The organism is Priestia sp. 3CA3, assembly GCF_056836725.1.
Map to the genome: position 1 here is coordinate 909,801 of NZ_JBXENJ010000001.1, position 25,581 is coordinate 935,381.

Genomic DNA, 25,581 nt, shown 5'->3' on the forward strand with positions numbered 1-25,581 from the left:
TACTTAATTGTTGCTAGAAAATAAAAGTTTTAGGCCAAGTACCCCAAAAACGGTTCCTTTTACATATTTTAATGTGTGCTGAAAGATACGGCTTCTTTTGACTTTTTTCCCAAGGCCAGAAGCAAATAGCGCAATAAGTGAAAAGATGATGAGCGTTTCGGCGATAAAGATGATCCCAAACAAAATCATCTGCAAACTTACATGTCCAAGAGACGAATTAACAAACTGCGGTAAGAACGTAATGAAGAAAATAGCTACTTTTGGATTGGTTAAGTTGCTAACAAATCCTTTTCTAAAGTGATGGTGGTGCTGAACGTTTTCTGTTAATTCCAACGGACCGCTTTTTTCGCGAAACGATTGGTAGGCTAAAAACAGAAGGTACAGAACACCTACAACCTTTAGAATCGTAAAGGCAATAATTGATTTTTGAAAGATAATAGATAGCCCCACTGCGGCTAAAAGAGTATGTACAAATGTTCCCGTAATGGATCCCAGTACGGTTTTGATGCCTGCTTTGACGCCTGAAGCAATACTTTGTGTCATTACAAAAATCATGTCTTGTCCTGGTATTAAGACAATGATAAGTGACACGGCTATGTAAGGTATAAGCCAAGAAAATGTCATGATAATTCCCTCCCAACAGAATTTTAACCATTTCGACAAAAAGTTCTCAAGAGTGTGTGCTAATGAATTAATGGTTTAATGGAGTAAAGCTAAGAAGGTATAAGAGCGTAAAAAGAGGTTATTCTCCTTAATAAAAATCAATAAAAGGTGTAGGAAAAAAATAGGTGGTGTTGTATAATAATTCGATATACTTAATTTTTATAGAAAGAAGGTAAAATTTATGAACTACTGTTTAGCACAGCCGGAGGACGCTGCTACAGTTCACGATCTTATGCTGCAAGCCTTCTCCGTCTATCGCGATTCTGTCCCACCTTCCAGTGCTCTTGATGAAACAACGGAATCTATTATGCAATCGTTAAAGCATGGAAAAGAAGCTGTCATTTTATACGTCGAAAATAAGCCCGTAGCGATGGCGCGCTTTACGCTAGAAGAAACGAGCTTATATTTTTACCGTCTGTCTGTTATTCCTGCTTTTCAAGGAAAAGGACTGGCTAAACGGCTTATTCAATGGTTAGAAACATACGCCAAAGAGTGTGGTAAGGAAAGTTTATCATGCAAGGTGAGAATGAGTGTTTCTCGTAATATAGCTTTATATGAATCAATCGGCTTTTACATAGAGGAAAAAGAAATCGTACATAGAGGGGGAGTGAATATTCCCGTAGTAAATATGAAAAAAGAGATTCTAAAAGGAGTAATGGCATGAATAAATTAACTCTTCCTTTACCGCCTCCTGTCTTTCTTTTAATCGGTGTATTAGCCGTTTCCTTTTCTTCTATTTTAATTAAATGGTCGGATGCGCCTGCTTCTATTTTAGGAATGTATAGACTGCTGTTTACCGTCCTTTTATTTTTACCGTTTTTACCATGGAGAAAAATGAAAATTCTTTTTAAAAACAGCACGGTAAAAGAATGGCTAATGCTAGCTGTATCAGGCGTGTTTTTAGGGCTTCACTTTCTGTTTTGGATGGAATCTTTTTCACATACAACAGTTGCTAGCGCTATGATTTTGACTGCGCTCGAGCCGGTCTTCGTAGTGATTGGAGCTTATTTTTTATTTAAAGAAAAAACAAGCAAAGTAGGAGTCATCAGTATTTTAATGGCTGTTAGCGGCTCGGTGATTATCGCATCGGGCGATATCGGAGTATCTAAAACGGCTCTTTACGGAGACTTACTTTCTGTTTTAGGTACAGTGGCCGTTTCTGTTCATATGCTGGCGGGGCAAGATCTATGCAGGAAAATGCCTCCAATCTTCTATAGCTTCGCCGTTTTTTTAATCGGTGGACTGGTTCTATTTGTCTACAATATTTGTACAAACGTATCGCTGACTCAGTATGACACAAAGGATTGGTGGATCTTTTTGCTTTTAGCGCTTATTCCTAATATTTTTGGTCACGCCTTATTTAACTGGCTGTTAAAGTATGTAGGTGCTACAACGATTTCGATGGCTATTTTAGGCGAGCCAATTGGTGCCATCATTCTCGCCTATTTCTTGCTTGGAGAAATGACAACCATTTCTCAGCTAGCGGGAGGAATGATTGTGATGATTAGTGTGATGATCTTCTTAAAGTACAAAGCAGCAGAGCCCGAAAAAGTTATAGCTTTTCAAGAAAAGTCGAATATCAGCTAATGGGATAGGCAAGCAGCACCGAGTATGATACAGTTTACTTATCATTATTTACCATTTAGTAAAGAGGTTTTTATTAAACTACATAAAGCAGGTGTAAATATGCTGAAAAAACTAACGGACCACGTTTATTACTTTCCTCATTCTGAAGAAACGGATCGGCCGGTGCTCGGGCTTATATGCGGGGAGAAGTATAGTTTCCTCGTAGATGCTGGGAATTCTCCTGCGCATGCATCATCATTTTTAGAAGAAGTGGAAAAAATGGGAGCCCCTCCAATCAAAGGAGTAGCTATTACGCATTGGCACTGGGATCATACATTTGGCATTCATGCAATGAACAAATATACAATCAGCCATCATTTGACGAAGAAAAAGCTGGCCTATTTAAAGACACTGCGCTGGGACGATGATTCCTTGGATAAACGCGTCCAGGAAGGGGAGGAAATCGAATTTTGCCGGGATATGATAAAGAAAGAAATGCCGTGTCGAGAGACGTTAATTTTACGGGAGCCGGACGTAACGTTTCATCATCATATGGAAGTTGACCTAGGTGGAATCACTTGTTGCATTCAGCATATTGGAGGGGTACACGCGCAGGACTCGTCCGTTGTCTACGTCCCAAAAGAAAAAGTACTGTTTTTAGGTGATTGTCTATGTCCAGATTTTTATAGCGGTGACTGGAGTTATGATAAAGAAGACCTTGAGCGGATTCAGAGAGAACTTAAAAAATATGATGCGCAGTATTATCTTTCATCTCATTTTGACCCTGAAACTTCTGAGGAACTTTGGAGAGATTTAAACCAATTGAGTGCGATTGGAGAAATTGTAGGAAATGAAGTCGATTTAGAAAAAGCATGTTTTCAGTTTGAATGTGAAACGTATAAGAAGCCAACAAATGAGCAAAAAGAGAGAATACAGTATTTTGTTAATGGAAATGTCAAACGTAAAAGCAGAGAACTATTTTGATAGTTTATGCATAGCCTAATGGTAAGTAAGCCCGCCTGTTCATACTATATTATGAGCAGGCGGGCTTATTTAATTGGTTATGCTGTGATATGAGTTTTAAGTTATGATAGTAAAATAAATAACTTGACGAAACAAAGTTATAAAAATATAATAAGTTACATAAAGTAAGTTAATTAAAAAATGATCTATTTAAAAGGAGAAATAATCATGAACTTTCACCGTGCACCCCATGTATTTGTTGGGAAAGTAAATTTAAAAGTAGAAAATTTAGAGCGTTCACTTGCTTTTTATCAGCAAATAATCGGGTTTAAACTTTTAGGGAGAAAAGAGAACAAAGCCTTGTTAACAGCTGATGGACGCACGGCGCTTTTATCGATTGAACAGCCGGAAAACGTTACAGCAAAACAGCCTCGTACAACAGGCTTATATCATTTTGCTCTATTGTTGCCGACTCGTTCTGATTTAGGAAGTATTCTGCAGCATCTGTTAAATAGCGGTTATCCGCTTCAAGGGGCGTCTGATCATCTAGTGAGTGAAGCGCTGTACTTGGCAGATCCAGATGGAAACGGCATAGAGATTTATCGAGATCGTCCGTCAAGTACATGGGAATGGAACGACAGTGAAGTAGTAATGGCTACAAAACCTTTAGACGCAGAAGCGATATTATCTGAAGGAAACGGTAAACCATGGACAGGATTACCTTCAGCTACCTTAATGGGACATATTCACCTTCACGTTTCTGAATTAGAGCAAACGGAAAACTTTTATCGAAATGGATTAGGTTTTGAGGTTGTCAGCAATTACCATAATCAAGCCTTGTTTATTTCAACTGGGCGCTATCATCATCATATCGGACTAAACGTTTGGAATGGAATTGGAGCGCCTAGTCCTCTTGAAAACAGCGTTGGTTTGGACTCATTTACACTTGTTTTTCCAGATGAAGAAGCAAGGGAGCAGGCAATAAATCAGCTTCGTGAAATTGGAGCAGCTGTGTCTAAAGAAAACCAAGATTTCATCACAAAAGATCCATCAGGAAATATAATTAGATTAGTCCTTTAACATAAAAGCTGCCGCAGTTGGCAGCTTTTATTTATCGCAATGTTCGTCAAAATAGGCAAGAAATGTACACTTTTTTCTCAAATAGTAAGATGATAATGGCGAAAATAGTGTTATTTTCAGGGAAATAAACGAAGAGTCTTATGCTTAAAAAAGTTTGTAAACAAGCGTGCGTGGGAATAAAATACATATCAAGCATCATTTCTTATCATTATTAAATCTTTATATAAAGTCTTTCCATATAAAACCTTGAAGGAAGGGAGCGGAAACCTGTGAGATATAAAGTGAAACATTGGCTTAGATTAACTTCAGACGAGCGCTATCTTGTATTGTTTGCTACTGCTGCTTTGCAAAAAGAAAAGCGATAAAAGAGTTGTTAATAGTAAGGAAAGTAGCTTTATATGCTAACGAAAAGGTAATAAAAGGCCTGAAAATAATATATTTATTTTCAGGCCTTTTATTGTTTTCAAACCTTGTTTAAGTCAACTGTTGAGAGATAGCTTCGGCCGTTTGTTTGCCGTTTGTTATACACGCTGCAATCCCCACTCCATAGTAAGAACAGCCGGCTAATGTAATAGCGGGGTGCTTGTCATACAATTTTTGAGTCAAGCTGCGTACGAGTTCACCGTGTTTAAGGTGATAGGTAGGCATCAATTTATCCCAATTTGTTACGTCGCTTTCAATGGGCTGCTCTTTGATCCCTAAGCTGTTTTTAATGTCCTTTTGTGCCACTGCTAGCAGCTCTTCTTTTGACATCGTCCGCAGGCTGTCAAAGTGGTGACTCGTGCTTTTATAAAACAGGCGAACTAACAAATTCCCTCGCTTAGAGGTGTGAGCCCATTTTTTGCTCGTCCACGTGCAGGCATTGGCGATTAAGTTGCTTGATTGAGAAGCAATAAACCCGGTGCCTTCAGCGGGAAGGTATTCGTCTGGAACGTCATAGCCGATGTACACGCTAATGAGAGAAGAATCTTTTAACTGCTCAAAGTCTTCGTTTAATTCGGGATCGTTCAACAGGTGCTGAGCAGCCGTGTGCGGTGTAGCTAACACCACGTAATCCGCTGAATGGGCTTGCCCCGGCGTACTGATTTGGTAGCGTTCACCGTTCCGTTTTATACTGGTGGTTGGCGTATCTTTTAAAATCGTTACATCAGAAAGCTCTTCTTCTAAGCGGTGAATAATCGTTGATAAACCTTGTTTAAACGAAATGAATTTTTTATTTCCTGCCGTTTTAAATTTTTTTTCATTGGCGCCCATTCCTTTGATGATGCTGCCGTACGTGTTTTTGTAGTCGAGCAGATACGGGAGAGTTGAAGAAATCGTGAGCTTGTCTAAATCGCCAGAGTAGACGCCCGATAAAATAGGTGCAATTTGCTTTTCTACTAGCTCTTCTCCTAAAAAATGTTTTAAAAAGAGTCCAATCGAGCTGTCTTTCGTAAACGTTGTATTTTTAGTAATTAAGTCTTTTAAAGCTGTAATTTTCGCTTTTGAAGAAATCAGCTCGCTTTTAAAAAGAGATTCCACGCTTGTTGGAATACCGAACATGGTATCTTCAGGAATTGGAAGCAGCTCATTAGCAGAGTAAATAAATGATTTGCCCGTTTCGTTATAGACTAAATCGTTTGTTAAGTACAGCTCTTCTAGCAGAGGCATAACGTTTTCTTTTCGAGCCACAATAGAATCCGCCCCTGTTTCCATAATAAATTCCCCAGCTTCACGCGTATTGATTTTCCCTCCTAGATGGGGATGTTTCTCTAGTAATAATAATTTAAGCGGAAGATTACGTTCTCGTTTTAGTTTCTGCAAATAGTACAGAGTGGTTAAGCCCGTAATTCCTCCTCCAATAACAGCGACCGTTTTCAAAATATTCACTCCTACATTTTCAACAATTAGTCTGTAATATACGAAAATCATACCACTATGACTAGGAAAAGTGTAATGAATTGATTGTGAACATAGTGTATGCAAACACGAAAAGAAATATTGAAACTATACGATTAGATATTTTGAAATTACATAAAATAAAAGCTCATACACGTAGAGAAAATGACTGAGACGCAGCAGTGAAGGAAGGAGGAAGCATCATGCTCGGCGGTTTTATGGAAACGCTGAAAAAAGACTGGCTCGCTTTAGTATTAATAAGTGTTCTTATATGCGGGATTACCTTAAATGTACGAGCTGAAGAGAAGAGCGGACGAAGCGGATACATCGAACCAAAGCTAGTTTTTCCTGTGATCAGTGATGTTCATATTAAGGAAACAGGAACGCTTGATTTGCGTACTTTTCAACATGCATTAACGCAATTAAATGAACAGGCACCGAAACAAGATGCATTTGTAGTCGTAGGAGATTTGGCCGACACAGGCGCGTTAAAAGAATACGATCGCTTTTTTTCTATTTATAATCAAAATAAACAGTCGCAGGCCGTGTCTCTTTTTACAATTGGCAACCATGAATACCGGGACAGTGTAACCAATCAGCAAGCGCAGCAGCGTTTTTTATCTAAAACCAAAATGAAGTCTCTTTACTTTCATCAAGTGATAAAAGGATATCATTTTATCATGCTTGGAACAGAAAGCCGTCTGACCGCCGGTGATTATTCAATCAAACAAATTAACTGGCTTGCTGAACAGTTGAAGATAGCAAAGCGAGACGATCCTAAAAAACCGATTTTTGTCTTTATTCATCAGCCTATTAACAATACATTGTACGGGAAAAACAGATGGGGGATAGAAGTGAATGAACAGCTTCTTTACAATACGTTAAAACCTTATCCGCAGGTCATTACGTTTTCTGGTCATACCCACCATCCGTTGGACGACCCTCGTACTATTTTTCAAAGAGATTTCACCTCTCTTGCAACGTCTTCTGTTCGGTATATATGGCCTGGTGCTGGATATTTACAAGGTGAACTTCCTCCTGGCTACCGAGATGTGAGTCAAGGTCTTCTTGTAGAGGTTTATAATCGAAAAGTAGTCGTTAAAAGGCGGGATTTTCACGCAAATAAGTGGACGGGAGAAGCGTGGGAAATTGACATACCTGCAGATACAAAAAAATTTCACTACACGAATGAGCGAGATTTAGTAAAACCGATTTTTCTTCCAAGCTCTACTATTTCTGTTATACAAGAAAAAGCTTCAGCAAATCAGCTTTATATCCAGTTTACGCAAGCGGTGGATAATCTGATGGTTCATTCTTATCGCATTACCGTCAAAAATAAAGAAACTGGAAAAGTGGTCAAAACATATAATGCATTTTCTCAATATTACAGCGATCCTGTTCCGGATGTTTTAAGTCTTCCGTTATCCGGTTTGCAGCCTCATACTGCGTATCAAATAGAAGTAGCGGCAGTGGATGCGTTTGATAATCAAAGCGATCAAAAATTAATGATTGAAGGCTCTACTAAATAGCTGAAAGAATCCTGATTTTTATTGATTCTTTTAGCTTTTTTTCATCTGTTTTTAATGTTATTTTCATTAGATTTTTAAGTGGAGTTGCTACACTGAAACTGTATTTAAAGTCATAATATGTAATTTTTATGAAAGTATCAAAATCAAAAGGAGTTTATATGAAAGGATCTTTTGTACGTTTTTTAGTAGTGGGACTGGTCAATACAGCAGTAGGTCTCTCCATTATGTATGTGTTGCTTCATATCTTTCATCATTACTGGATAGCGACGTTCGTTGGCAATGCAGCGGGGGCAGTCGTCAGCTACGTGTTAAATCGAATATTTACGTTTAAAAGCGGAGTTCATTTATCAAAAAGCATACTGCGTTTTATTTTAGTTATTGGCATTTGCTACGGCTTGTCTTACTATATTGGACTGCAGTTCTCCAGCTGGTTATTGCATCAACTTCCTGTTGCGGTGCATCCGTTCAAAAAAGACGTCGGTATATTAATTGGAACAGGTCTGTATACGCTTTTAAATTATACGGGTCAAAAATACTTTGTATTTAATACAAAAAAAGAAGCAGTCGTCCACGATTAGCTTTTAGTCATTATGAAATGGAAATAGGTGTTAACAGATGAAGAAAGAAACAGCTATGAATAAAGAAAAAACATTGCTTATTATCGCTTTCCTTTTGCTGCTTGCGTATGTATCTCCTATGTTTTTGCTTGGGGAAAATTCACATATACGCGTGCATGATAATTTAGACTCAAATATTACGTGGTATAAAGTTCTGCATCGAAGCGGAGAGCTGTTTGGCTCCAGTCATGCCGTATTACCTCAAATTATTAACGGATTGCCGAGGAATACGTTTGGAACAGAATTTAGCGGTATCCAGTGGCTGTATGGTGTATTCCCGACCATGCTTGCATACAGCCTGAGTCAAACGATCACGCGCGTATTTGCTTTAATTGGAATGTATTTATTATTAAAAAAGCATTTTATTAAAAGCAAGGATGCGTATGCGATTCGAGTGCTTGTATCGCTTGCTTTTGCACTTACGCCATTTTGGCCTTCGGGCATGCTGAGTACATTAGGACAGCCGCTGGCGCTGTGGGCGTTTTTAACCATTCGAAACCGCGAAGGAACGTGGAAGGAATGGCTTACACTTTTACTGCTCCCGTTTTACGCGAGCTTTGTGCTCGGGTTTTTCTTCTTTTTAGCAGCGATGGGGCTGCTATGGCTAAGAGACGTAGTAAAAAAACGAGCGTGGAATATTCCTTTTTTAAGCAGTATTGCAGCGATGACTGCTGTCTTTCTGCTCATTGAATACCGACTTGTTGATTCGCTTTTATTTCCGGAGGCCCCGACGAGTCGAAATGAATTTTTGAGCTCTACTCTAAGCTTTGGACATTCCGTTCGCCTTGCTTTGAAGAACTATACGCTCGGGCATACGCATGTAATGACGCTTCATACTTTTGTCATTTTACCGCTTTCTTTTGTCGTATTGTGGTTTGTTGCTCGAAATCGCAAGGAAAAGCTTGAAAAAACGTTTTTGCAGTTATTTATTCTTAATCTACTACTGTCGATTTGGTATGCGTTTTGGTTTTATAAAGGTTGGGAGCCGCTAAAAGAAAAATATCAGCTTTTTAATACGTTCAACTTTGCTAGATTTCACTTTTTACGCCCGCTCATTATTTATTTGATGTTTGCCGTTGGCAGCTATGTTTTATGGAAAAGGAGCAAGGCGTGGAAAAAGTTTGTGTGGGCATGTTTGATTTTACAGCTGCTTGTGTTATTTATAGCAAATCCTGAACTTTACTATCGCTACAATCACGAGCCTTCAGTCAAAGAATTTTATGCTGTGCATCAATTTGATGAAATAAGCAGATATATTGGAAAACCTAAATCATCTTATCGCGTAGCGAGCATAGGGCTTCATCCATCAATTGCTCAGTATAACGGCTTTTATACGCTAGATACGTATAACAACTTCTATCCATTAACATATAAACATGAGTTTCGCAAAATTATTGCCAAAGAGCTTGATAAAAATAAAAAACTAGAAAGCTACTATGATCATTGGGGCAATCGCTGCTATGTGTTTGTTAGCGAGCTAGGGAAAAAATATGATTACCGAAAAGACTCAACGAAAAAAATCCGTCATTTGCAGCTTAATATCAGCCAATTTAAGAAAATGGGCGGTCGCTATATTTTTTCAGCTGTGCCAATTGAAAATGCTGAAAGCGACGGTTTGCACTTTTTAAAAGCATTTAACGATAAACAGTCCGCTTGGAAAGTGTATGTATATGAAGCAAAGTAAGGGGGCAATAACATGAACAGACCTATTTTAACGATCGTGGTTCCATGCTACAACGAAGAAGAAGTATTCACAGAGACGTCTTTTCAATTAACTACTGTAGTAAAAGAACTAATTAATGAACGACTTGTATCAAGTGAAAGCACCATTTTATTTGTAGACGATGGAAGTAAAGACAGCACGTGGTCGCTTATTGAAAAAGAAAGCTGCAGCAATTTGTTTGTAAAAGGGTTAAAGTTAGCGCGAAATGTAGGACATCAAAATGCTTTGCTTGCAGGACTAGAAGTAGCTCATAAGCAATCTGACTGCGTCATTTCCATTGACGCGGATTTGCAAGATGATATCAGCGTCATTCGTACTTTTGTAGAGAAATATTGGCTTGGGTATGAAGTTGTATATGGCGTTCGAGACAGCAGAGAAACCGATACATTTTTCAAACGAACCACGGCAGTAGGGTTTTATCGTTTTATGAACAAGCTAGGAATTCAGCTCGTTCAAAATCACGCTGATTTTCGCCTTATGAGCAAACGTGCTCTTGGTGAACTCATGAAATATAAAGAAGGAAACGTCTTTTTGCGGGGCCTTGTACCATTAGTAGGATTTCGCTCCACGGAAGTCACATATGACCGCAAAGAACGGACGGCGGGTGAGTCAAAATATCCGCTAAAGAAAATGCTCGCTTTTGCATTTGACGGGATTACGTCTTTTAGCGTAGCACCTATACGCTTACTGACGCTGCTTGGAGGAGCTTCGTTTCTCTTTAGTATTTTGTTTGGCATTTATGCGCTGATTCAAAAATATTTAGATCATACACAAATTGGCTGGACGTCTCTTATTTTATCAATTTGGCTTGTAGGCGGCCTGCAGCTAATGGGAATAGGTCTTGTCGGAGAATACATTGGCAAGATTTTCAACGAAGTGAAACAGCGTCCTAAATATGCGATTGAAAGAGATTTATATACAAAACACTCGTTAGACACACAAAAAGATTTGCTGATGCATTAATTAAGAAGCTTCTCCTGAATGGAGAGGCTTTTTTGTTAAAGTGTTTATCATAATTTTTAAGGTAATAGGAGATGCTACTACTAAAATTTCTAAGGAGATCAAAATCTATGAAAAGACTACTTTATACAGTCAGCACTTTTTGTTTTGTTTGGCTTGCTTTTGCAACCATTCATGTCAGCGCTCTTTCGATTGAGAAACTTCCAATGAAGAAATCATCTGAACAATGGTCGGTCGAACTGACAAAAGCGAGCATGACGGGAGATAATCAGCTAAAGTGGAAAAATAACGTCTATCATACATATGGATTAACCGTTGAAAACATTGGAAAAGACGTAGAGCGTGTGCAGGTCCAAGCTTTTCGGCACGAAGGAAAAAATAAGGCGAAATACAGCTTGTTTTCTCCTATTGAAAGGTCTAACTTAAGCAAAAGCGGTCAGCGTTTTCGCTATGCCAATTTTGCTGTTCCTGGAAAAGCGGCAGGCTTAGACATCATGATTAACTGGACGGATGAACAAGGCAACCATCAAGAACATTTTGAATTTAAATAAAAGTCTTCGCTTAGGCGAAGACTTTTTTTTGCAGGAATTTATCTCTGTATGTGGAAAACGAACACGAAAGGAGAGATTGTGATGATTGCAAAAGCTACTGAAGAAGAAATACAGGAAATTCGGACGAAATCTGCTGATGCGCTGTTTGAAGGAACAACGCATCAGTTTCAACCGTCAACTGAACGCGTAAATGAACTAATTGATAATGCCCTTGAAAAAGGGTGTTATTATTTAGTATCTAGACAAGAAAATAAACTTGCAGGCTGGGTTTTTGTCGGTCCATCTGCCGACTTCTTTTCAAAAGCAGAAATTGGCTTTATCTACGAGTTATATGTTTTACCAGAATACCGCGGGCAAGGTCTAGCCAAGCCGTTAATGCAAAAAGCAATTGATGAATTGTCTATCAAAGGATACCCTGAAATCAGACTCAGCGTTCATGCTGGGAATTTTGCACAGCATGTGTACCGTGAACTTGGATTTGTAGATAAACAAATATCAATGAGCCTACAGGTGGCAAAACGTCCGTAATGTTGGTGAATGTCAGCGAGTCCATAAAACATAAGATGTTATACATGCGATGAGGTTCGGTAATGAAAGTAAAAGTAAATAAGTAGCCCAAACAGCGCCTTTATCTAGTACTTCAACAGCTCCTCTACCTGTATGATCTGAGGAGGGGGGATCTTCAAGTGCGTTCATAATCAAAGCCGCTGCTGCTAAAATAATCCCTCCAATGCTTCCGGTTGTTTTGACAATTGCAATATGGAAAGTAGATGAAAAAGCAATGCTGAGAAGCAGCAGCAAGCTTCCCAAAAAAGCAGATAACATATATCGTTTCATGTGCTCACCATCCTTTATGAAAGCATACCATATTTTACTTCTTTTTTCTTTTTATTGAAAAGCTATTGACATAACATATAAAACATATTAGAATAGTCAGAAATAATTTAAAAACGAAATATTCTTATCTAGAGAGGTGGAGGGACTGGCCCTTTGAAGCCTCAGCAACCACAATTATTGAATGGTGCTAATTCCAGCATAGCCTAGCTCTGACAGATAAGAAGAGGAATCTTTTTCTATGATGAAATCCTCTTCTTAGGAAGAAACATTTCGTATAGAAAAGGTGATGACATTGAAAAATACACAACAGGCGCTAAGCGTTGATGATTATTTAGATCTATACTTGTTAGCAAAAGAACTAAAAGACGAAACGTGGCAGCAGGAAATTTTAGCCGCGCTAAAAACGAAGCAAAATCGTTCATTTGAAGACAAACAATCCGCACTCGTTCAAGAAATATGGGAAGATTTTAAACAGTTAAATGAAGATATTTCTTTTACGTATCGCTTAATTCAAGAAGAGCCAACTAATGAACAGTTTCAAGTTAAATTAAGGAACTTGAGAGAACGGCGGATCACGCTGAGTCGTGAATTATATTTAGCTAAAAAACAGTATGTTGAACACACGCAGTAAAAGGATCCGCTTGATAAACAAGCGGTTTTTTTGCATGTAAATGTTAGAAGCGTTCTATTTCGGGTAGTAAATAGATAAGACAAAAAAAGGAGGGATAACAGTGGCCCAAGGTGTATTATGTGAAGTGAATGAGTGCATGTATTGGAAATCGGGAAATAAATGCAGTGCAGAGTCCATTTACGTTGTGAGTCCTGAAAGTAGTCACCATGTTTCTGAAACGGAAGAACCTGGCTGTAAAACTTTTGAACCCGCGAGATAACTGCTAGTTTTATAAAAAAGCATAAAATGAACGATGCGCTGACGGAGTTGAGTCGGCGTTTTTCTATTTTTTAAAAAATACTATTACTTAGGTGCGATAATAAATACATAGTAAAAAAGCAGTGTCTACGTCTAATTGTGCGTTTAAACAAAATGATACGATAATTTTTTTGTTTTTCGACAAAAGAAAAACGAGAGAAAGGTGATAGAATAAAAATATACAGCCTAGCTGACTTTTAGCATAAATTTATATGAAAGCGCTAACAAAAAAGCTGTATTCATCTCGTTTTGACAGATTGGAAAAAGGGGAGACGTTTATGCAGGGGAAAACTCAGGGGAAAGAATTGAAACGCGGGTTAGAAGAAAGACATGTGACGCTGATGTCCTTAGGAGCAGCCATAGGGGTAGGGCTGTTTCTTGGATCTGCATCTGCTATTAAATTAGCAGGGCCGGGAATATTATTGGCGTATGGATTTAGCGGAATGATTATGTTTTTTATTATGAGAGCACTTGGAGAAATGGCGATTCAAAAACCTGTTGCAGGTTCATTCAGCAAGTACGCGCGCGACTATTTAGGGCCCCTTGCTGGTTATCTAACAGGTTGGAACTACTGGTTTTTATGGGTTGTAACATGTATGGCTGAAATTACAGCCGTTGGTATTTATATGGGATATTGGTATCCGGATGTACCAAACTGGATTTGGGCGTTATCGGCGCTTGTTATCATGACAACAGTTAACTTCTTAGCTGTTAAGGCATATGGTGAACTGGAATTTTGGTTTGCACTTATTAAAATTTTAGCGATTGTGTTAATGATTGCCGTTGGATTATTAATGATTGTGTTTGGAATCGGGAACGGCGGCGTTGCGACGGGTATTAAAAACTTATGGGACAACGGCGGGCTGTTCCCGAACGGATTCAAAGGTATTTTACTGTCGCTGCAAATGGTTATGTTTGCATATTTAGGAATTGAAATGATCGGCGTTACCGCGGGAGAAGTGAAAAATCCAGAAAAATCTCTAGCAAGAGCGATTGATTCGGTCTTTTGGCGTATTCTTATTTTCTACGTTGGTGCATTATTTGTCATTATGTCGATTTATCCTTGGCAAGAAATTGGTTCACAGGGAAGCCCGTTTGTATTAACATTTGAAAAAATCGGGATTCCAGCAGCGGCAGGCATTATTAACTTTGTGGTGCTAACAGCAGCTCTTTCTTCTTGTAACAGCGGTATTTTTAGTACAGGCCGTATGCTGTTTAACTTAGCAGAGCACGGAGAAGCGCCAAAAGGATACGGTCAGCTGACAAAAGGCGGCGTACCTGGAAAAGCTGTTTTAGCATCAGCAGGTGCGTTATTAGTCGGAGTAGCGTTAAACTACATTGTGCCTGCCAAAGTATTTACGTGGGTAACAAGCATTGCAACATTCGGTGCGATTTGGACATGGGGAATTATTTTGCTTTCTCAAATTAAGTATCGCAAAACGCTAAAAAAAGGTGAAGAGGCAAAGTTAAAATACAAAATGCCTTTATTTCCGTTAACGTCTTATGTGTCACTTGCGTTCCTAGCGCTGGTGGTTGTTCTTATGGCGTACAATCCAGATACAAGAATTGCAGTTGTTATCGGACCACTATGGTTTATCGGTCTTATTATCGCGTACTACGCAAAAGGATTTCATAAACGAAGTCAAGGTTCAGCTGGGACTGAGCAAAAGCTAGTGAAGTAAACGAAAAGACCTCTTTCTTGGAAAGAGGTCTTTTTTCATTAGTTTATGTGCGAATGATTAGTTTTTTTGAAGGGATTATTGATACATATGAATAATGTAGAAAATATTCTATTTATTCTGTACTATTTAGTTAGAGAATTCATTAATGATTAAATGGCAATTGGAAGTGGATAAGTATGGTAGTTTTACGTTTTTTAACGCCACACAGTGCATCGAAAAGTTGGGAGGAAATAGGCAGAAATGATAGAAAGATTTAGTGAAAAAGACATAAAGGGTTTGCTAGTGCTATCTAAGTTGGAAAAATGGGATTATAGCGAAGCGGATTTACATACGATTTTTTCAACTGGAGACGTATTTGGACATAGAAATGAGAAAGGTGACATTGTATCAAGCGTAGCAGTAGTTTTATATGAAAATCAGTCAGCTTTTATAGGAATGGTAATTGTGAGAAAAGATTATCGAAAACAAGGGTTAGCCGGGCAGCTCATGAAGCACTGTTTGCAAATTCTTTCTCCTGAGGTGAATGCCTACTTAATTGCGACAAAAGAAGGTGAGCACTTATATAAAAAAGCAGGGTTCAAAACCGTGGACTATGTAAGTAAATATATAAGCAGTGAATACATACCAAGAGCATTTAAAGCTTCAGGGTTTTATACACGATCCTTAACGAGAAGGGACTTCAAAGAGGTTTTAAAGCTTGATGAAGCAGCATTTGGAGATAATAGAAAGCTATTTTTAAAAAGTAGAATTCAGCAAGCTGAAAAAGCAGTTGTCTTACAAAACGAACAAAATAAAATAATGGGTTATGGTTTAGCGGTTCGTACCCCGAGCAATATCGTGATTGGCCCCGTAGTTGCTCCACACGCTGAAGCAGCAATGCTAGTCATTGATGAACTAGCGAAGAGTTACAAAGAAAAGCTGAGAATTGACCTGTCTTCTCATGAGGAAACGTTAAAGAAACTTGTGGAAAATCACGGATTTCAGCTTCAAAATGAGCCTCCTGTTATGGCGTATGGCGTCAATTCCCTATCTGCTAGACAGGGCAACCTTTTTGCTATAGCAGCTCAGGCGTTTGGATAAAAAGAAAGGAGAAGCTCGTTTCTTCGCGTCTACCGAATTCTCCCAATTTTAAACCCATTATCAATCTGATGAAAGCCGACTTTTGGATAGTAGTTCATTGCAGAAGGAGCGGAAAGTAAAATGAGCGCGGCTTCTTCACCGATTTCTGATTGAACGTGCTTGATGAGCTGTGTGCCGATTCCTTGATTTTGATAGTCTTTTACGACAGCTAAATCCGATAAATAGCAGCAGTAGCTAAAATCTGTTAACGCTCTGGCTATGCCAATGAGTTCGCTGTCTTTCCAAGCGGTAATGGTAAGGGAAGAATGATCAAGCATTCTTTGAATTCGATCAAGATCTTGTGCCGGACGTTTAATACCTGAATGTACAAACACTTCAGCAGCTTGTTCGGCACGGATTGAGACGTTGGTTTTGTAAGTAATGGTCATTGTGTCATCTCCTTGATTTATAAGATATAGTCCAGTATATGAAGAATCTGAATTGAGAATAAGTGTCAGAAACAGTAAATTTAATAGTGTCAGTTAGAAAGGAAAGAACATCATGTTAGAGTTAATGCCTTTGCTCGATAAAAGAAAAGCAGATCCCTTATACATGCAGCTTTATACTTACATAAAAAAACAAATTCAAAAAGGCACCATTCCGCCTCATGAAAAACTGCCTTCTAAACGAAAGTTAGCTCTTCATTTAAGCATTAGCCAAAATACGGTTGAAGCGGCTTATGTACAGTTAGAAGCTGAAGGCTATATCGAGATACTAGCCAGGAAAGGAGCATTTGTAAAAGAGATAAAAAATGAAGTCGTGCTTCAAAAACAGCCTCCCGCCTATGTCTCTTTACCGCAAGAAGAAGGGAAATCAACTGTCATTGACTTTAGCCATGGAAAGGTAGACGTAGAAAAATTTCCGTATAACACGTGGAAAAAGCTAACGGTTCAAACAATTTATCATGATGAAAGCCAGCTTTTTTATAGCGGACATCCACAGGGCGAACTGCTTCTTCGTCAAGAAATTGCAGCGTATCTTTATCATTCAAGAGGAGTGCGCTGCACAGCGGAGCAAATTGTGATAGGTGCAGGTACACAGTACCTCATGTGGCTGCTTTCTGTCATTCTAGGAAAAGAAAAGATAATTGGGTTCGAAAACCCAGGCTTTCACCGAACGAGGCACGTTTTTCAAGAACAAGGCATGTCGGTCGTCCCTATTTCTCTTGATAGTTCTGGCTTGAAAGTGAAGGAACTGAAAGAAAGCGGAGCGGATGCGGTGTACATTACGCCGTCTCATCAATTTCCTGTTGGGATGGTCATGCCGATAGCAAGAAGACTTGAACTATTAGAGTGGGCGGCAGAAACGAATGGCTATATCATAGAGGATGACTATGACGGAGAATTTCGCTATAAAGGAAAACCGATTCCGGCCCTTCAAGGATTAGATCAAGACGATCGCGTTATTTATACGGGTACGTTTTCAAAATCGTTGATGCCTTCTCTTCGAATAAGTTATGCCGTGCTGCCACACCGGCTTCTTACAAGTTATATGAAACACTGTGGACTTTTTAAACAGCCTGTTTCAAGGCTTCATCAGCATACGCTTTTTCTGTTTATGAAAGAAGGGCACTGGGAACGTCACTTGAATAAAATGAGAACAGCATACCGTAAAAAACAAGCGCTGCTGCTAGATTGTTTGACTACTATTATGGGAGAACGTGTAGATGTTATTGGAGAACATTCTGGCTTGCATATTCTTCTTAAGGTAAAAAAAGGAATGAGTGAACAGAAACTAATTGAAGCAGCTGCCAAACAAGGGGTAACGATTTATCCAACATCTATTTATTATCATAGTGCGGGTGAAAACAACACGCCTTATGTATTGCTTGGATTTGCAGGACTGTCTGATGGAGAAATAAAAACAGGTGTAAACCTGCTGTTTAAAGCTTGGTTTGAACAGCAGGATTGAGAGGTACGCTGGGGGGATTTCTATGAAAGTAAAGCGAAAATTGTTTGGTTTATGGACAGGAGAGCTTACGGCAGCTTTACTGTTTGCTGCGCTGTGGATAGGGTACTTAAATGAGTTTTCTCATCTGGCTTTTTATTTAACAACGTTTTCAAGTGTGTATGCTTTTATTATACTTGAGTTTATCCTGTTTCAAGGAAGCTTGTACTGGTTTATGAAATGGAGGCGGGTGAGCCGAAAAGAAGATTCTCATTTGCCCTCCAGCTACATTCAGTTGTTTCTGCTTTTTAAAAAAATGAATAAAATTCTTCTTACGTTAGGTTTAGGTGTACTCATTTACCACTATATGCAGTTAGGGGTTAAGGGACTTGCTTTTTTTCTAGGCCTTTACGCGTTTGCTTGGATTGAATATATTAACTACTATGTGATTAGACTTTCTTATCAAAGTCCAAGTGAAATCAAAGAATTTTTTGAGCAAAAAGGCTTTAAACGATCTATTTTAGCGAGAGAAATAGATAAAAACCAGCGCGTTTGATTACACAGACTGCGCTGGTTTTTTTGTCTGGAAATCAAGGAATAAGGGAAGAGTCGATAAATTAGTGAACTTGAAGGTAAAGGAAAGTTTGATAGGAAGAAGATGCTTCTTGTAAGGAAGTAACAAATGTATAAAAAAGCGGTGTTACATTCATGCGGTTGTTTCTCGACCAGTCATGGTTTGCGAAAAATGATTTTCTTAGTTCGGCTGTGAGTTCAAGCTGCACTCCGGCTTTTAGCAGATTATCGTTCACAATGTTTTGTTCGCTTGTTCCCGCTATGTCAGAAGGAGCGTCACGGACGGTAAAGCCGTTTTTGCGCAGTGATTGCTTCATCAGCTCTTTATAAAGCTGATTTTTCCCACCTATATACATGATAGGCTGACTGCCGCTGTAGCCGTGAATCGTCAAAACGGACATGCTTTGCTGAGCCATTCCTCTAGCAATCGGTTCGTCAAAGTTTTCTGAGGTTATGTGCAGAACTCCATTGTTAGTGGACTTGATGCCTTCGAATAAATAATAAGAAGCAGAAAAGCGATCAGCGAGTTCTTTGGCAACTTCTGATGTACCTGGTTCAATTCCGCCGCCGTGAATGGCCATAATGGATAAATAGCTAAAGCGCTGCTCGTAGCGAATGTCGTAGTCTTGGTGAAAAATTTCGTGCTGCTGCAGTTCTGCATAGGAAGAGTAATAGTCACCGCTTGCATAAGAAGGAGGGGGAATCAAAAAGCAGTACATCAAACATAGCAAAATGCTTGTACTCCATTTGAATAAACGCTTCATTAATAATCACCTCTATCTATCCTATGATAAATAGAGGTGATTATTAATTTTTTCGCCCGATATAAAGTAAGTGAGAAGACAGTCCAAGGTGATACGGGTTCGATGCTTGTTGAATAAGGAGCTGAACGATGTTGTTCATTTCTTCAGAAGAAGTTTCCTGCCAGTACTTCCACTCTTTTGAATTAACTGACGAGGCAATCAGCTCGATGCATCGAAATCCATGCTTCTTTAAAAACGGAATAATATCCTCAATTTTAGTGTAATAAGCGTGAGTAAATCGCCTTTCTTCTGCATGATTAAAGCAGCCTGATTCATAAAAATCATGAAGCGCTTTTGCCGTGTTGTTTGGTTTTAAACGCTCCGGCGATGTTAAAGAAGAAATGACGTGCTGAACGCGCGGCATAAATGAAATAAAAACAGTTCCGCCTGGCTTTGTTACCCGATACAGCTCTCGAACGGCTTGAATACGGTCTTGTTTCTTCTGTAAATGATACATTGGTCCAAGCATTAATGCCGCATGAAATTGTTCATCTGAACAATAGTGAAGGTTTCGTGCATCTGCCACGTGAAAATTACGAAATACATTATATACTTGCTGTTCTAAAGCTTTTTCTTTGGCTTTTTCAACCAACTGCGGTGTCAAATCAGTTAAAGTTACTTCATAGCCGTTTTCTGCTAGTTTCAAGGCATATCTTCCCGGTCCGGCACCGTTATCTAAAATATGACCTCTAGGAGGAAGGTGTTTTTTTATAAAATGCCAGTTTACTTGAAACTCAATAGGCTCGCGTTCTAATCTCCCCCACTCATCAAATCTGCTGTAATAATCGATAACTTTATCCACTTTGATTAGCCTCCACTTTAAAAATTAGTTATAGTAAATTATAACAAAAATAGAAATAGTTAATAGGTGCATTTGTGAAAAAGTGAAGAGAAAGGAGGAGAAAGAATGACCGCAGCTTTTATTAGTCGTCTAGCCCTATCAGGTTTGTTAGGAGCTTTGGTTGGTTTAGAAAGAGAGTTTAGAGCTAAAGAAGCAGGGTTTCGCACTCATTTTTTAGTTGCTGTCGGTAGCACGCTGATTATGCTAATTTCGAAATATGGCTTTTCAGATGTGCTTCATCAAGATCATATGGCTCTTGATCCGAGCCGGGTGGCCGCACAAGTAGTAAGCGGTATTGGTTTTTTAGGAGCAGGTATGATTATTATTCAAAAGCATCATATTAGAGGGCTCACAACAGCCGCAGGCGTATGGGCAACGTCGGGAATTGGTTTAACCATTGGGGCCGGTATGTATACAGTCGGCATTAGCGCAACTATATTAGTGCTGATTGGCTTAGAAATATTGAACGTAATGTTTACATCTCTTTCTACTCATTCCATTTTAATTAAGTTTCGTGCAGCAAATCAAGAGGATATTTATGAGCTGCTTGATAAGATTGAAAAAGAAAATATTATGATTTCGTCTTACGAAATTCACCAAGATCATCATCAAGGTGAGCTGCTCTATTTTGTTGAAATAAAAGGAAAGGCAAAAAAGAAAGGGAATAAAGTAGAATTGATTAAATCGATTCACTCTATGGCTCACGTGTTATTTATTGAAATTGAATAAGCACTCATTTATTTTTTCAAAAGAGACTGGAAGAAACGTATTTTAGTTGGCGGAACAGGTGAGACCCCGCAGGAGCGTAAGCGACGAAGAGGCTCAGCGGCCGCCCGCGGAAAGCGAAGCCTTGCACGGGAATTAACCTCGGTGTTAAAAGTAATCCATACTAACTCATTTATCCAATTTGTTCTCTCTATCTTGCTTAAACCGTTTTGCTGTGTTTTATCATAGCAAAAAAAGGCTATTACCTAAATATAGAGAATTTTACTGGAGGTTATAAAATGAAAATTGGAGTTGTAGGTGCTACAGGAAAAGCAGGAAGTTTTATCGTGAAAGAAGCTTTAAATCGCGGACATGATGTAACGGCAATTGTACGTGATGCGAGCAAAGTAGAGGAACGAGATGTTCGTACACTGGAAAAAGACATTTTTGATATCACGGCAAAAGATATCGAAGGCTTGGATGCCGTGGTCAATGCGTTTGGAGCTCCCGAAGGAAAAGAACATCTGCATGTAGAAGCGGGGCAATCGTTAATTCATGTATTTAAACAAGCTCCGGACGTTCGTCTTCTTGTTGTAGGAGGAGCAGGAAGTTTGTTTGTAGATGAAGAGAAAACGACGCGTCTAGCAGATACGCCTGATTTTCCAAAAGAGTACAAAGCGACAGCTGACAACCAAGCCCAAAATTTAAAAGACTTAGAAAGTACAAGCGATATTAATTGGACGTTCATTAGCCCAGCAGCATTTTTTAATCCTTCAGGAAAACGAACGGATGCTTATAAAACAGGGAAAGATCATGTTATTTTAAACTCAGAAGGAAACAGCCATGTCAGCTATGCGGATTACGCCATTGCAGTTATTGATGAAATTGAGCGAGGAGAGCATGTAAACGAACGCTTTACCGTTGTATCCGACGCTAGATAAAGGAAAAGCCGCTTTATGCGGCTTTTTTTGTGCATGTTATACTATGGAAAAAGAAAAGGAGTCCAGCAGAAAATGGAGAATAAAGAAAACGTAGCACTAACGTTTTATAGTGAAGCCTACGAGTCATCTATACATAGCTATACGCTGCCTGAAGAGCAGCTCATTTACACGGCACTTCCCGCTGAAGCTATAGCTAAGTGTAAGCAGGAAAGAGATAGAAGGCCCGTTTTGATTTTGGCAGAAAACAAACTAGCCGGCTTTTTCGTGCTCGACGCAGGGGAAGCCGTTAAAGCATATACCGAGGGATCCGGCGCGCTTTTAATACGGTCTTATTCCATTCATCCTGATTATCAAGGAAAGGGAGTTGGCAAAAAGTCATTGAAACTTCTTCCTTCTTTTATCAACCATCACTTTCGCACTAAAAATAAAGTGGTGCTAGGCGTGAACCATAAAAACACGGCGGCGCAGCACCTATACAAACGATGCGGCTTTGTCGATACAGACCGGCATGTTTTTGGAAGCCAAGGAAAGCAGTTTGTTTATCAGATGAATATAAAAAAAGCTTGAACAAGAGTTCAAGCTTTTTTCTTATATAACAAGGAGAAAGCTAGAGCAAATAGGCAGCGCTACAAGGGACGTTTTTAATACGGGAGCAGGTACACGATTTGTAAATTTTGCTCCAATATATGAACCGACCATTGTGCCGACAACTACTTGAATCAACAGCGGGATATCTAAAAAGCCCTGCTGATAATAGCCCATTCCTCCGCCAATTGCAATCGGAATAATAACGAGCATCGTCGTTCCGGCCGACTGGCGAATAGACAAGCCTAACACCATCATAAGGCCAAGCTGGATAAATGGAGTTGAGCCAATTCCAAACATTCCGGACAGAGCGCCCGTAATTAAGCCGATTAGTAAAGAATAAACGACAAATTTAGCTCCTGTTGGAACAGTACGTTCTTTTTGCTGACGGGAAAATAAAAACATTCGCAGCCAAAGTAAAACACCAGATAATAAAAGCATGCCGGCTGTGAGCCATTTTAGCTCGCCTTCTGGGATAAAGGATGAAAGGTTAGACCCAATCCAAGCGCCTAATGCACCGAGGATACCAACAGAGATACCGGATTTTAAAGATACGTTACCTTCGCGATAATGACTGACGGCGCCAGATAAAGAAGAGAAAATCATTGCGGTAAGAGCCGTTGCGAGTGCAACGTGTACAGATACGCCGTACAGCAGCGTTAAAATTGAAATAATAAAACCTGATCCGCCTGCTCCGACAAATCCTAAGATCAGTCCGACGGCTAACATTGTTAAAATAATTGAAACATCCATAAACGAATTCCTTCTTTCAACACTTATTCTATGCAGACACATAACATTTTCGGCAAGTGCTACGTTCTTCATTTAAACATGAATTTTTTATGACGTCCAATGTATAATTTATATGAAATCGATAGTATTATGTAATAAGTAAAGGATGTGAAAAAAATGGAATGGCAGCAGCTCGAATATTTTAATGTTGTAGCTCAAACGGAACATTTCACAAAGGCAGCGGAACAATTATCAATTGCGCAGCCTACGCTCAGCCGCTCAATTTCTAAGTTAGAATCAGAGCTTGGCGTACCGCTATTTGAACGAAAAGGAAGGCAAGTTATTTTAAATCGATACGGAAGGCTTTTTTATGAACGAACGGCTAAAGTATTAAACGAAATGGAAGAAGCGAAACGTGAGCTTTCAGATTTGATTCATCCTCATCGCGGCAGCATTTCGTTTGCTTTTTTAAAATCATTAGGCGCTTCGTCCGTCCCGAAACTAGTTCATGCTTTTTTACAAGAGTATCCGAACGTTCAATTTCAAATTTTTGAGAACGCTACGAACATCATGCTCGATCAGCTTCAAACGGGAGAAATTGATTTTTGTATGTCTTCCGTAACGGAATCTAGGGCAGGAATTCAGTGGGAATATTTATGGAAAGACGAGCTGTACGCGTATGTCCCTGATACGCATTCTTTTGCCTCAAGACAAGTGCTTTCGATTTCAGAGTTGGCTCATGAATCGTTTATCGCGTTAAAAAAAGGATACGGAAGCCGAACAATTTTTGATCAGCTGTTCGAAGAAGCTGAAATTGTCCCAAATATTACGTTTGAAGGAGAAGAATTTTTGACGGTGATTGGTTTTGTAGCGGCTCATTTAGGGGTTGCCTTGCTTCCTGAAATAAAGGGAGTGGACTTGCGAGGCATTAAAAAAATAAAGCTCAAAGAAGACACAGCTTCAAGGGTAATTGGGATTGCGTGGAACAAGGATAAATACTTAACTCCTGTTGCGAAAAAGTTCCAGGAATTTTTAATTCAGTATTTCAAAGACCATCATACAGGAGGAAAACGATGAAGAAAATTGCTTGCCTGCACGCTCATCATTCGAACATCTCTTATATAGAAAAAGCGCTGCCGTTTGCGAACTGTATGCATTTCGTAGACCCCGGCCTTGTACATCGGGTAACAACCGACCCTAAGTTGGCAGCGGAATCAGCAGCTGTAAAAGTAGAGAAGCAGTTAAAGTGGATGGAAGAATGTTCAGCGGATGCCATTTTACTCACGTGTACGAACTACATTGCTCTTTTACCAGAAGCATTTACAAGTGATGTTCCAATTATTAAAATCGATGAGCCTTATTTTCGCCGAATATGTGAAATAGAAGAACCACAGCTTATCGTGTTTACAAATCCGGAGACCGTAGAAGGAACGATGAAGCGTCTAGACGAATTTGCATTTTATCAAAATGTAAAGATAAAAGTTCACCCTGTTGTGATAGAAGGTGCTTTTGAACTAGTAATGACTGGAAACATAGAGAAGTATAAACAGAAGGTGAAACATGTCTTAGATGAGCTAGTAAAAGATCATAACACTGTTGTTTCAGTGGCGCAGCTCTCGATGGTAGAAGCGGCTGAGGAGGTGAGCGACCGTATTATTACGCCTCTTCAACCGTTAGAGGAAGAAGTAAGAAAAACAATTATTAGGTCATAAGAAATGAAAATAAGGAAAAATAAATGGTAAAATATTCACTTTATTTTGACAAAAATTTCATTTCCTTATATGATAAGTAGTGTTATAGAAACCACTTATTATATAGGGGAGGCATCGTTTTGTGAAGAAAGCAAATGCACGCGATAAGATTTTAGAAACAGCATCGCGGCTTTTTCAGCTGCAAGGCTATCATGCAACGGGATTAAATCAAATTATTAAAGAGAGCGGGTCGCCAAAAGGGTCTCTTTATTATTATTTTCCAAAAGGGAAAGAAGAACTGGCGATTCACGCTGTTCAATATACGAATAAATACGTCCAAGTTCAAATTAAAGAAAGTTTAAATAAATCTTCTGACGCGGCACAGGCTATTCAGTATTTTATTGAAGAATTGTCCAAGCAGTTTGAACACGAAGAAAGTATTGCTGGTATGCCTGTTGGACTGATGGCTGGAGAAACGGCGCTTATTAATGAACCGCTTCGCGAAGTCTGCTATGCAGCGTTTCAAGATTGGGAAAAACTTTTTAGAGAAAAAATGATAGAGAGCGGATTTCAAGATAAGCAGGCAGGAGAGCTTGCAGTTGTGATTAACTGTATGATAGAAGGCGGTATTTTGCGTTCGTTAACAGAGAAAACAAGCGCTCCTTTGCAGCAGATTCAGCAGCAGATTCCGGTTCTGATTCGCAAATAAAAAAAGCTTTCCACTTTT

General features: G+C 39.1%; 30 protein-coding genes and 1 riboswitch. Of the genes, 23 read left to right on the top strand and 7 right to left on the bottom strand.

Annotated elements, in window-relative coordinates:
• Positions 1-3: 3 nt before the first annotated feature.
• Positions 4-624, bottom strand: a complete 621-nt coding sequence (locus tag AC1VNJ_RS04655; protein WP_049166051.1) for a LysE family translocator — start codon at positions 622-624, stop codon at positions 4-6.
• A 220-nt stretch (positions 625-844) separates the two neighbouring features.
• Here AC1VNJ_RS04655 and AC1VNJ_RS04660 point away from each other — a divergent pair, with 220 nt between their 5' ends.
• From AC1VNJ_RS04660 to AC1VNJ_RS04675, 4 genes are all read left to right on the top strand, one after another.
• Complete coding sequence (locus AC1VNJ_RS04660) at positions 845-1,327, top strand: GNAT family N-acetyltransferase (protein ID WP_033579878.1); 483 nt, start codon at positions 845-847, stop codon at positions 1,325-1,327.
• On the top strand, positions 1,324-2,250 hold the full coding sequence (locus AC1VNJ_RS04665) for a DMT family transporter (RefSeq protein WP_098626900.1): 927 nt from the start codon (positions 1,324-1,326) through the stop codon (positions 2,248-2,250). Before AC1VNJ_RS04660 ends, AC1VNJ_RS04665 begins: the two co-directional genes overlap by 4 nt.
• Positions 2,251-2,349: 99 nt before the next feature.
• Positions 2,350-3,213, top strand: a complete 864-nt coding sequence (locus tag AC1VNJ_RS04670; protein ID WP_482640353.1) for an MBL fold metallo-hydrolase — start codon at positions 2,350-2,352, stop codon at positions 3,211-3,213.
• A 207-nt stretch (positions 3,214-3,420) separates the two neighbouring features.
• Positions 3,421-4,272, top strand: a complete 852-nt coding sequence (locus AC1VNJ_RS04675; RefSeq protein WP_034270678.1) for a VOC family protein — start codon at positions 3,421-3,423, stop codon at positions 4,270-4,272.
• Positions 4,273-4,746: 474 nt separating this feature from the next.
• On the opposite strand, the gene AC1VNJ_RS04680 is transcribed toward AC1VNJ_RS04675, so the two are convergent.
• Positions 4,747-6,132, bottom strand: a complete 1,386-nt coding sequence (locus AC1VNJ_RS04680; protein WP_033579881.1) for a protoporphyrinogen oxidase — start codon at positions 6,130-6,132, stop codon at positions 4,747-4,749.
• A 221-nt stretch (positions 6,133-6,353) separates the two neighbouring features.
• Between AC1VNJ_RS04680 and AC1VNJ_RS04685 the strand changes: the two genes are divergently transcribed.
• The 6 genes from AC1VNJ_RS04685 (at position 6,354) to AC1VNJ_RS04710 (ending at position 12,058) form a co-directional block, all read left to right on the top strand.
• Entirely contained in the window at positions 6,354-7,679 is a 1,326-nt protein-coding gene (locus AC1VNJ_RS04685) for a metallophosphoesterase (RefSeq protein WP_033579882.1), read from the top strand.
• A gap of 158 nt (positions 7,680-7,837) precedes the next feature.
• Positions 7,838-8,257, top strand: a complete 420-nt coding sequence (locus tag AC1VNJ_RS04690; RefSeq protein WP_033579883.1) for a GtrA family protein — start codon at positions 7,838-7,840, stop codon at positions 8,255-8,257.
• Between the two features lie 37 nt (positions 8,258-8,294).
• On the top strand, positions 8,295-9,980 hold the full coding sequence (locus AC1VNJ_RS04695) for a DUF6044 family protein (protein ID WP_155010507.1): 1,686 nt from the start codon (positions 8,295-8,297) through the stop codon (positions 9,978-9,980).
• A gap of 12 nt (positions 9,981-9,992) precedes the next feature.
• Positions 9,993-10,982, top strand: a complete 990-nt coding sequence (locus tag AC1VNJ_RS04700) for a glycosyltransferase family 2 protein (RefSeq protein WP_049166047.1) — start codon at positions 9,993-9,995, stop codon at positions 10,980-10,982.
• A 107-nt stretch (positions 10,983-11,089) separates the two neighbouring features.
• Entirely contained in the window at positions 11,090-11,530 is a 441-nt protein-coding gene (locus AC1VNJ_RS04705) for a hypothetical protein (RefSeq protein ID WP_028415071.1), read from the top strand.
• Between the two features lie 81 nt (positions 11,531-11,611).
• A complete protein-coding gene (locus AC1VNJ_RS04710; protein WP_028415070.1) occupies positions 11,612-12,058 on the top strand; it encodes a GNAT family N-acetyltransferase in 447 nt (148 codons plus the stop codon).
• Positions 12,059-12,070: 12 nt separating this feature from the next.
• Here AC1VNJ_RS04710 and AC1VNJ_RS04715 read toward each other — a convergent pair whose 3' ends face one another.
• Entirely contained in the window at positions 12,071-12,367 is a 297-nt protein-coding gene (locus AC1VNJ_RS04715) for a hypothetical protein (protein WP_033579886.1), read from the bottom strand.
• Between the two features lie 121 nt (positions 12,368-12,488).
• A riboswitch (SAM riboswitch) is annotated at positions 12,489-12,590 on the top strand.
• Positions 12,591-12,653: 63 nt separating this feature from the next.
• On the opposite strand from AC1VNJ_RS04715, the gene AC1VNJ_RS04720 reads away from it, so the two are divergent.
• From AC1VNJ_RS04720 to AC1VNJ_RS04735, 4 genes are all read left to right on the top strand, one after another.
• The gene (locus tag AC1VNJ_RS04720) at positions 12,654-12,998 is read left to right on the top strand and encodes a hypothetical protein (RefSeq protein WP_230624677.1); all 345 of its coding nucleotides are present in this window, start codon (positions 12,654-12,656) and stop codon (positions 12,996-12,998) included.
• 100 nt (positions 12,999-13,098) lie between these two features.
• Entirely contained in the window at positions 13,099-13,257 is a 159-nt protein-coding gene (locus AC1VNJ_RS04725) for a DUF1540 domain-containing protein (protein WP_016765258.1), read from the top strand.
• A 316-nt stretch (positions 13,258-13,573) separates the two neighbouring features.
• On the top strand, positions 13,574-14,977 hold the full coding sequence (gene alaP / locus AC1VNJ_RS04730; protein WP_028415068.1) for an alanine permease AlaP: 1,404 nt from the start codon (positions 13,574-13,576) through the stop codon (positions 14,975-14,977).
• 240 nt (positions 14,978-15,217) lie between these two features.
• The gene (locus tag AC1VNJ_RS04735; protein ID WP_034270652.1) at positions 15,218-16,057 is read left to right on the top strand and encodes a GNAT family N-acetyltransferase; all 840 of its coding nucleotides are present in this window, start codon (positions 15,218-15,220) and stop codon (positions 16,055-16,057) included.
• 29 nt (positions 16,058-16,086) lie between these two features.
• Here AC1VNJ_RS04735 and AC1VNJ_RS04740 read toward each other — a convergent pair whose 3' ends face one another.
• Complete coding sequence (locus AC1VNJ_RS04740) at positions 16,087-16,485, bottom strand: GNAT family N-acetyltransferase (protein WP_482640354.1); 399 nt, start codon at positions 16,483-16,485, stop codon at positions 16,087-16,089.
• A 112-nt stretch (positions 16,486-16,597) separates the two neighbouring features.
• Here AC1VNJ_RS04740 and pdxR point away from each other — a divergent pair, with 112 nt between their 5' ends.
• Complete coding sequence (pdxR, locus tag AC1VNJ_RS04745) at positions 16,598-18,007, top strand: MocR-like pyridoxine biosynthesis transcription factor PdxR (RefSeq protein WP_098626895.1); 1,410 nt, start codon at positions 16,598-16,600, stop codon at positions 18,005-18,007.
• A gap of 22 nt (positions 18,008-18,029) precedes the next feature.
• Positions 18,030-18,539, top strand: coding sequence for a hypothetical protein (locus AC1VNJ_RS04750; protein ID WP_034270643.1), 510 nt, complete (start codon positions 18,030-18,032; stop codon positions 18,537-18,539).
• 61 nt (positions 18,540-18,600) lie between these two features.
• On the opposite strand, the gene AC1VNJ_RS04755 is transcribed toward AC1VNJ_RS04750, so the two are convergent.
• Positions 18,601-19,320, bottom strand: coding sequence for a poly-gamma-glutamate hydrolase family protein (locus AC1VNJ_RS04755; RefSeq protein WP_482640355.1), 720 nt, complete (start codon positions 19,318-19,320; stop codon positions 18,601-18,603).
• A 43-nt stretch (positions 19,321-19,363) separates the two neighbouring features.
• Entirely contained in the window at positions 19,364-20,161 is a 798-nt protein-coding gene (locus AC1VNJ_RS04760) for a class I SAM-dependent methyltransferase (RefSeq protein ID WP_482640356.1), read from the bottom strand.
• A gap of 105 nt (positions 20,162-20,266) precedes the next feature.
• Here AC1VNJ_RS04760 and AC1VNJ_RS04765 point away from each other — a divergent pair, with 105 nt between their 5' ends.
• The 4 genes from AC1VNJ_RS04765 to AC1VNJ_RS04780 all read left to right on the top strand — a co-directional run bounded on the left by AC1VNJ_RS04765 (position 20,267) and on the right by AC1VNJ_RS04780 (position 22,413).
• Positions 20,267-20,929 (top strand): MgtC/SapB family protein, encoded by a 663-nt coding sequence (locus AC1VNJ_RS04765; protein ID WP_034270637.1) that lies wholly within the window; start codon positions 20,267-20,269, stop codon positions 20,927-20,929.
• Positions 20,930-20,968: 39 nt separating this feature from the next.
• Positions 20,969-21,154, top strand: coding sequence for a hypothetical protein (locus AC1VNJ_RS04770; protein WP_080974286.1), 186 nt, complete (start codon positions 20,969-20,971; stop codon positions 21,152-21,154).
• Between the two features lie 50 nt (positions 21,155-21,204).
• Positions 21,205-21,846, top strand: coding sequence for an NAD(P)-dependent oxidoreductase (locus AC1VNJ_RS04775; RefSeq protein ID WP_033579891.1), 642 nt, complete (start codon positions 21,205-21,207; stop codon positions 21,844-21,846).
• A 72-nt stretch (positions 21,847-21,918) separates the two neighbouring features.
• Positions 21,919-22,413 (top strand): GNAT family N-acetyltransferase, encoded by a 495-nt coding sequence (locus tag AC1VNJ_RS04780; RefSeq protein ID WP_482640357.1) that lies wholly within the window; start codon positions 21,919-21,921, stop codon positions 22,411-22,413.
• Between the two features lie 21 nt (positions 22,414-22,434).
• On the opposite strand, the gene AC1VNJ_RS04785 is transcribed toward AC1VNJ_RS04780, so the two are convergent.
• Positions 22,435-23,184 carry a sulfite exporter TauE/SafE family protein gene (locus AC1VNJ_RS04785; RefSeq protein WP_028415058.1) on the bottom strand — a complete coding sequence of 250 codons (750 nt, stop codon included), beginning with the start codon at positions 23,182-23,184 and terminating at the stop codon, positions 22,435-22,437.
• A 156-nt stretch (positions 23,185-23,340) separates the two neighbouring features.
• Between AC1VNJ_RS04785 and AC1VNJ_RS04790 the strand changes: the two genes are divergently transcribed.
• From AC1VNJ_RS04790 to AC1VNJ_RS04800, 3 genes are all read left to right on the top strand, one after another.
• A complete protein-coding gene (locus tag AC1VNJ_RS04790; RefSeq protein WP_033579892.1) occupies positions 23,341-24,240 on the top strand; it encodes a LysR family transcriptional regulator in 900 nt (299 codons plus the stop codon).
• A complete protein-coding gene (locus tag AC1VNJ_RS04795) occupies positions 24,237-24,875 on the top strand; it encodes a hypothetical protein (RefSeq protein WP_482640358.1) in 639 nt (212 codons plus the stop codon). The genes AC1VNJ_RS04790 and AC1VNJ_RS04795 overlap by 4 nt, the downstream gene beginning before the upstream one ends.
• A 121-nt stretch (positions 24,876-24,996) precedes the next feature.
• Positions 24,997-25,563: a TetR/AcrR family transcriptional regulator gene (locus AC1VNJ_RS04800; RefSeq protein ID WP_482640359.1), complete on the top strand. Its 567-nt coding sequence runs from the start codon at positions 24,997-24,999 to the stop codon at positions 25,561-25,563.
• The last annotated feature ends 18 nt before the right edge of the window (positions 25,564-25,581 follow it).

Excerpts from the sequence above, each read along its gene's own strand:
- AC1VNJ_RS04665 (WP_098626900.1), top strand. The coding sequence starts at position 1,324 with ATGAATAAATTAACTCTTCCTTTACCGCCTCCTGTCTTTCTTTTAATC.
- AC1VNJ_RS04720 (WP_230624677.1), top strand. The coding sequence starts at position 12,654 with ATGACATTGAAAAATACACAACAGGCGCTAAGCGTTGATGATTATTTA.
- AC1VNJ_RS04660 (WP_033579878.1), top strand. The coding sequence starts at position 845 with ATGAACTACTGTTTAGCACAGCCGGAGGACGCTGCTACAGTTCACGAT.
- AC1VNJ_RS04705 (WP_028415071.1), top strand. The coding sequence starts at position 11,090 with ATGAAAAGACTACTTTATACAGTCAGCACTTTTTGTTTTGTTTGGCTT.
- AC1VNJ_RS04735 (WP_034270652.1), top strand. The coding sequence starts at position 15,218 with ATGATAGAAAGATTTAGTGAAAAAGACATAAAGGGTTTGCTAGTGCTA.
- AC1VNJ_RS04695 (WP_155010507.1), top strand. The coding sequence starts at position 8,295 with ATGAAGAAAGAAACAGCTATGAATAAAGAAAAAACATTGCTTATTATC.
- AC1VNJ_RS04710 (WP_028415070.1), top strand. The coding sequence starts at position 11,612 with ATGATTGCAAAAGCTACTGAAGAAGAAATACAGGAAATTCGGACGAAA.
- AC1VNJ_RS04715 (WP_033579886.1), bottom strand. The coding sequence starts at position 12,367 with ATGAAACGATATATGTTATCTGCTTTTTTGGGAAGCTTGCTGCTGCTT.
- pdxR (WP_098626895.1), top strand. The coding sequence starts at position 16,598 with ATGTTAGAGTTAATGCCTTTGCTCGATAAAAGAAAAGCAGATCCCTTA.
- AC1VNJ_RS04765 (WP_034270637.1), top strand. The coding sequence starts at position 20,267 with ATGACCGCAGCTTTTATTAGTCGTCTAGCCCTATCAGGTTTGTTAGGA.
- AC1VNJ_RS04755 (WP_482640355.1), bottom strand. The coding sequence starts at position 19,320 with ATGAAGCGTTTATTCAAATGGAGTACAAGCATTTTGCTATGTTTGATG.
- AC1VNJ_RS04740 (WP_482640354.1), bottom strand. The coding sequence starts at position 16,485 with ATGACCATTACTTACAAAACCAACGTCTCAATCCGTGCCGAACAAGCT.
- AC1VNJ_RS04685 (WP_033579882.1), top strand. The coding sequence starts at position 6,354 with ATGCTCGGCGGTTTTATGGAAACGCTGAAAAAAGACTGGCTCGCTTTA.
- AC1VNJ_RS04675 (WP_034270678.1), top strand. The coding sequence starts at position 3,421 with ATGAACTTTCACCGTGCACCCCATGTATTTGTTGGGAAAGTAAATTTA.
- AC1VNJ_RS04790 (WP_033579892.1), top strand. The coding sequence starts at position 23,341 with ATGGAATGGCAGCAGCTCGAATATTTTAATGTTGTAGCTCAAACGGAA.
- AC1VNJ_RS04785 (WP_028415058.1), bottom strand. The coding sequence starts at position 23,184 with ATGGATGTTTCAATTATTTTAACAATGTTAGCCGTCGGACTGATCTTA.
- AC1VNJ_RS04750 (WP_034270643.1), top strand. The coding sequence starts at position 18,030 with ATGAAAGTAAAGCGAAAATTGTTTGGTTTATGGACAGGAGAGCTTACG.
- AC1VNJ_RS04775 (WP_033579891.1), top strand. The coding sequence starts at position 21,205 with ATGAAAATTGGAGTTGTAGGTGCTACAGGAAAAGCAGGAAGTTTTATC.
- AC1VNJ_RS04795 (WP_482640358.1), top strand. The coding sequence starts at position 24,237 with ATGAAGAAAATTGCTTGCCTGCACGCTCATCATTCGAACATCTCTTAT.
- alaP (WP_028415068.1), top strand. The coding sequence starts at position 13,574 with ATGCAGGGGAAAACTCAGGGGAAAGAATTGAAACGCGGGTTAGAAGAA.
- AC1VNJ_RS04655 (WP_049166051.1), bottom strand. The coding sequence starts at position 624 with ATGACATTTTCTTGGCTTATACCTTACATAGCCGTGTCACTTATCATT.
- AC1VNJ_RS04700 (WP_049166047.1), top strand. The coding sequence starts at position 9,993 with ATGAACAGACCTATTTTAACGATCGTGGTTCCATGCTACAACGAAGAA.
- AC1VNJ_RS04780 (WP_482640357.1), top strand. The coding sequence starts at position 21,919 with ATGGAGAATAAAGAAAACGTAGCACTAACGTTTTATAGTGAAGCCTAC.
- AC1VNJ_RS04670 (WP_482640353.1), top strand. The coding sequence starts at position 2,350 with ATGCTGAAAAAACTAACGGACCACGTTTATTACTTTCCTCATTCTGAA.
- AC1VNJ_RS04690 (WP_033579883.1), top strand. The coding sequence starts at position 7,838 with ATGAAAGGATCTTTTGTACGTTTTTTAGTAGTGGGACTGGTCAATACA.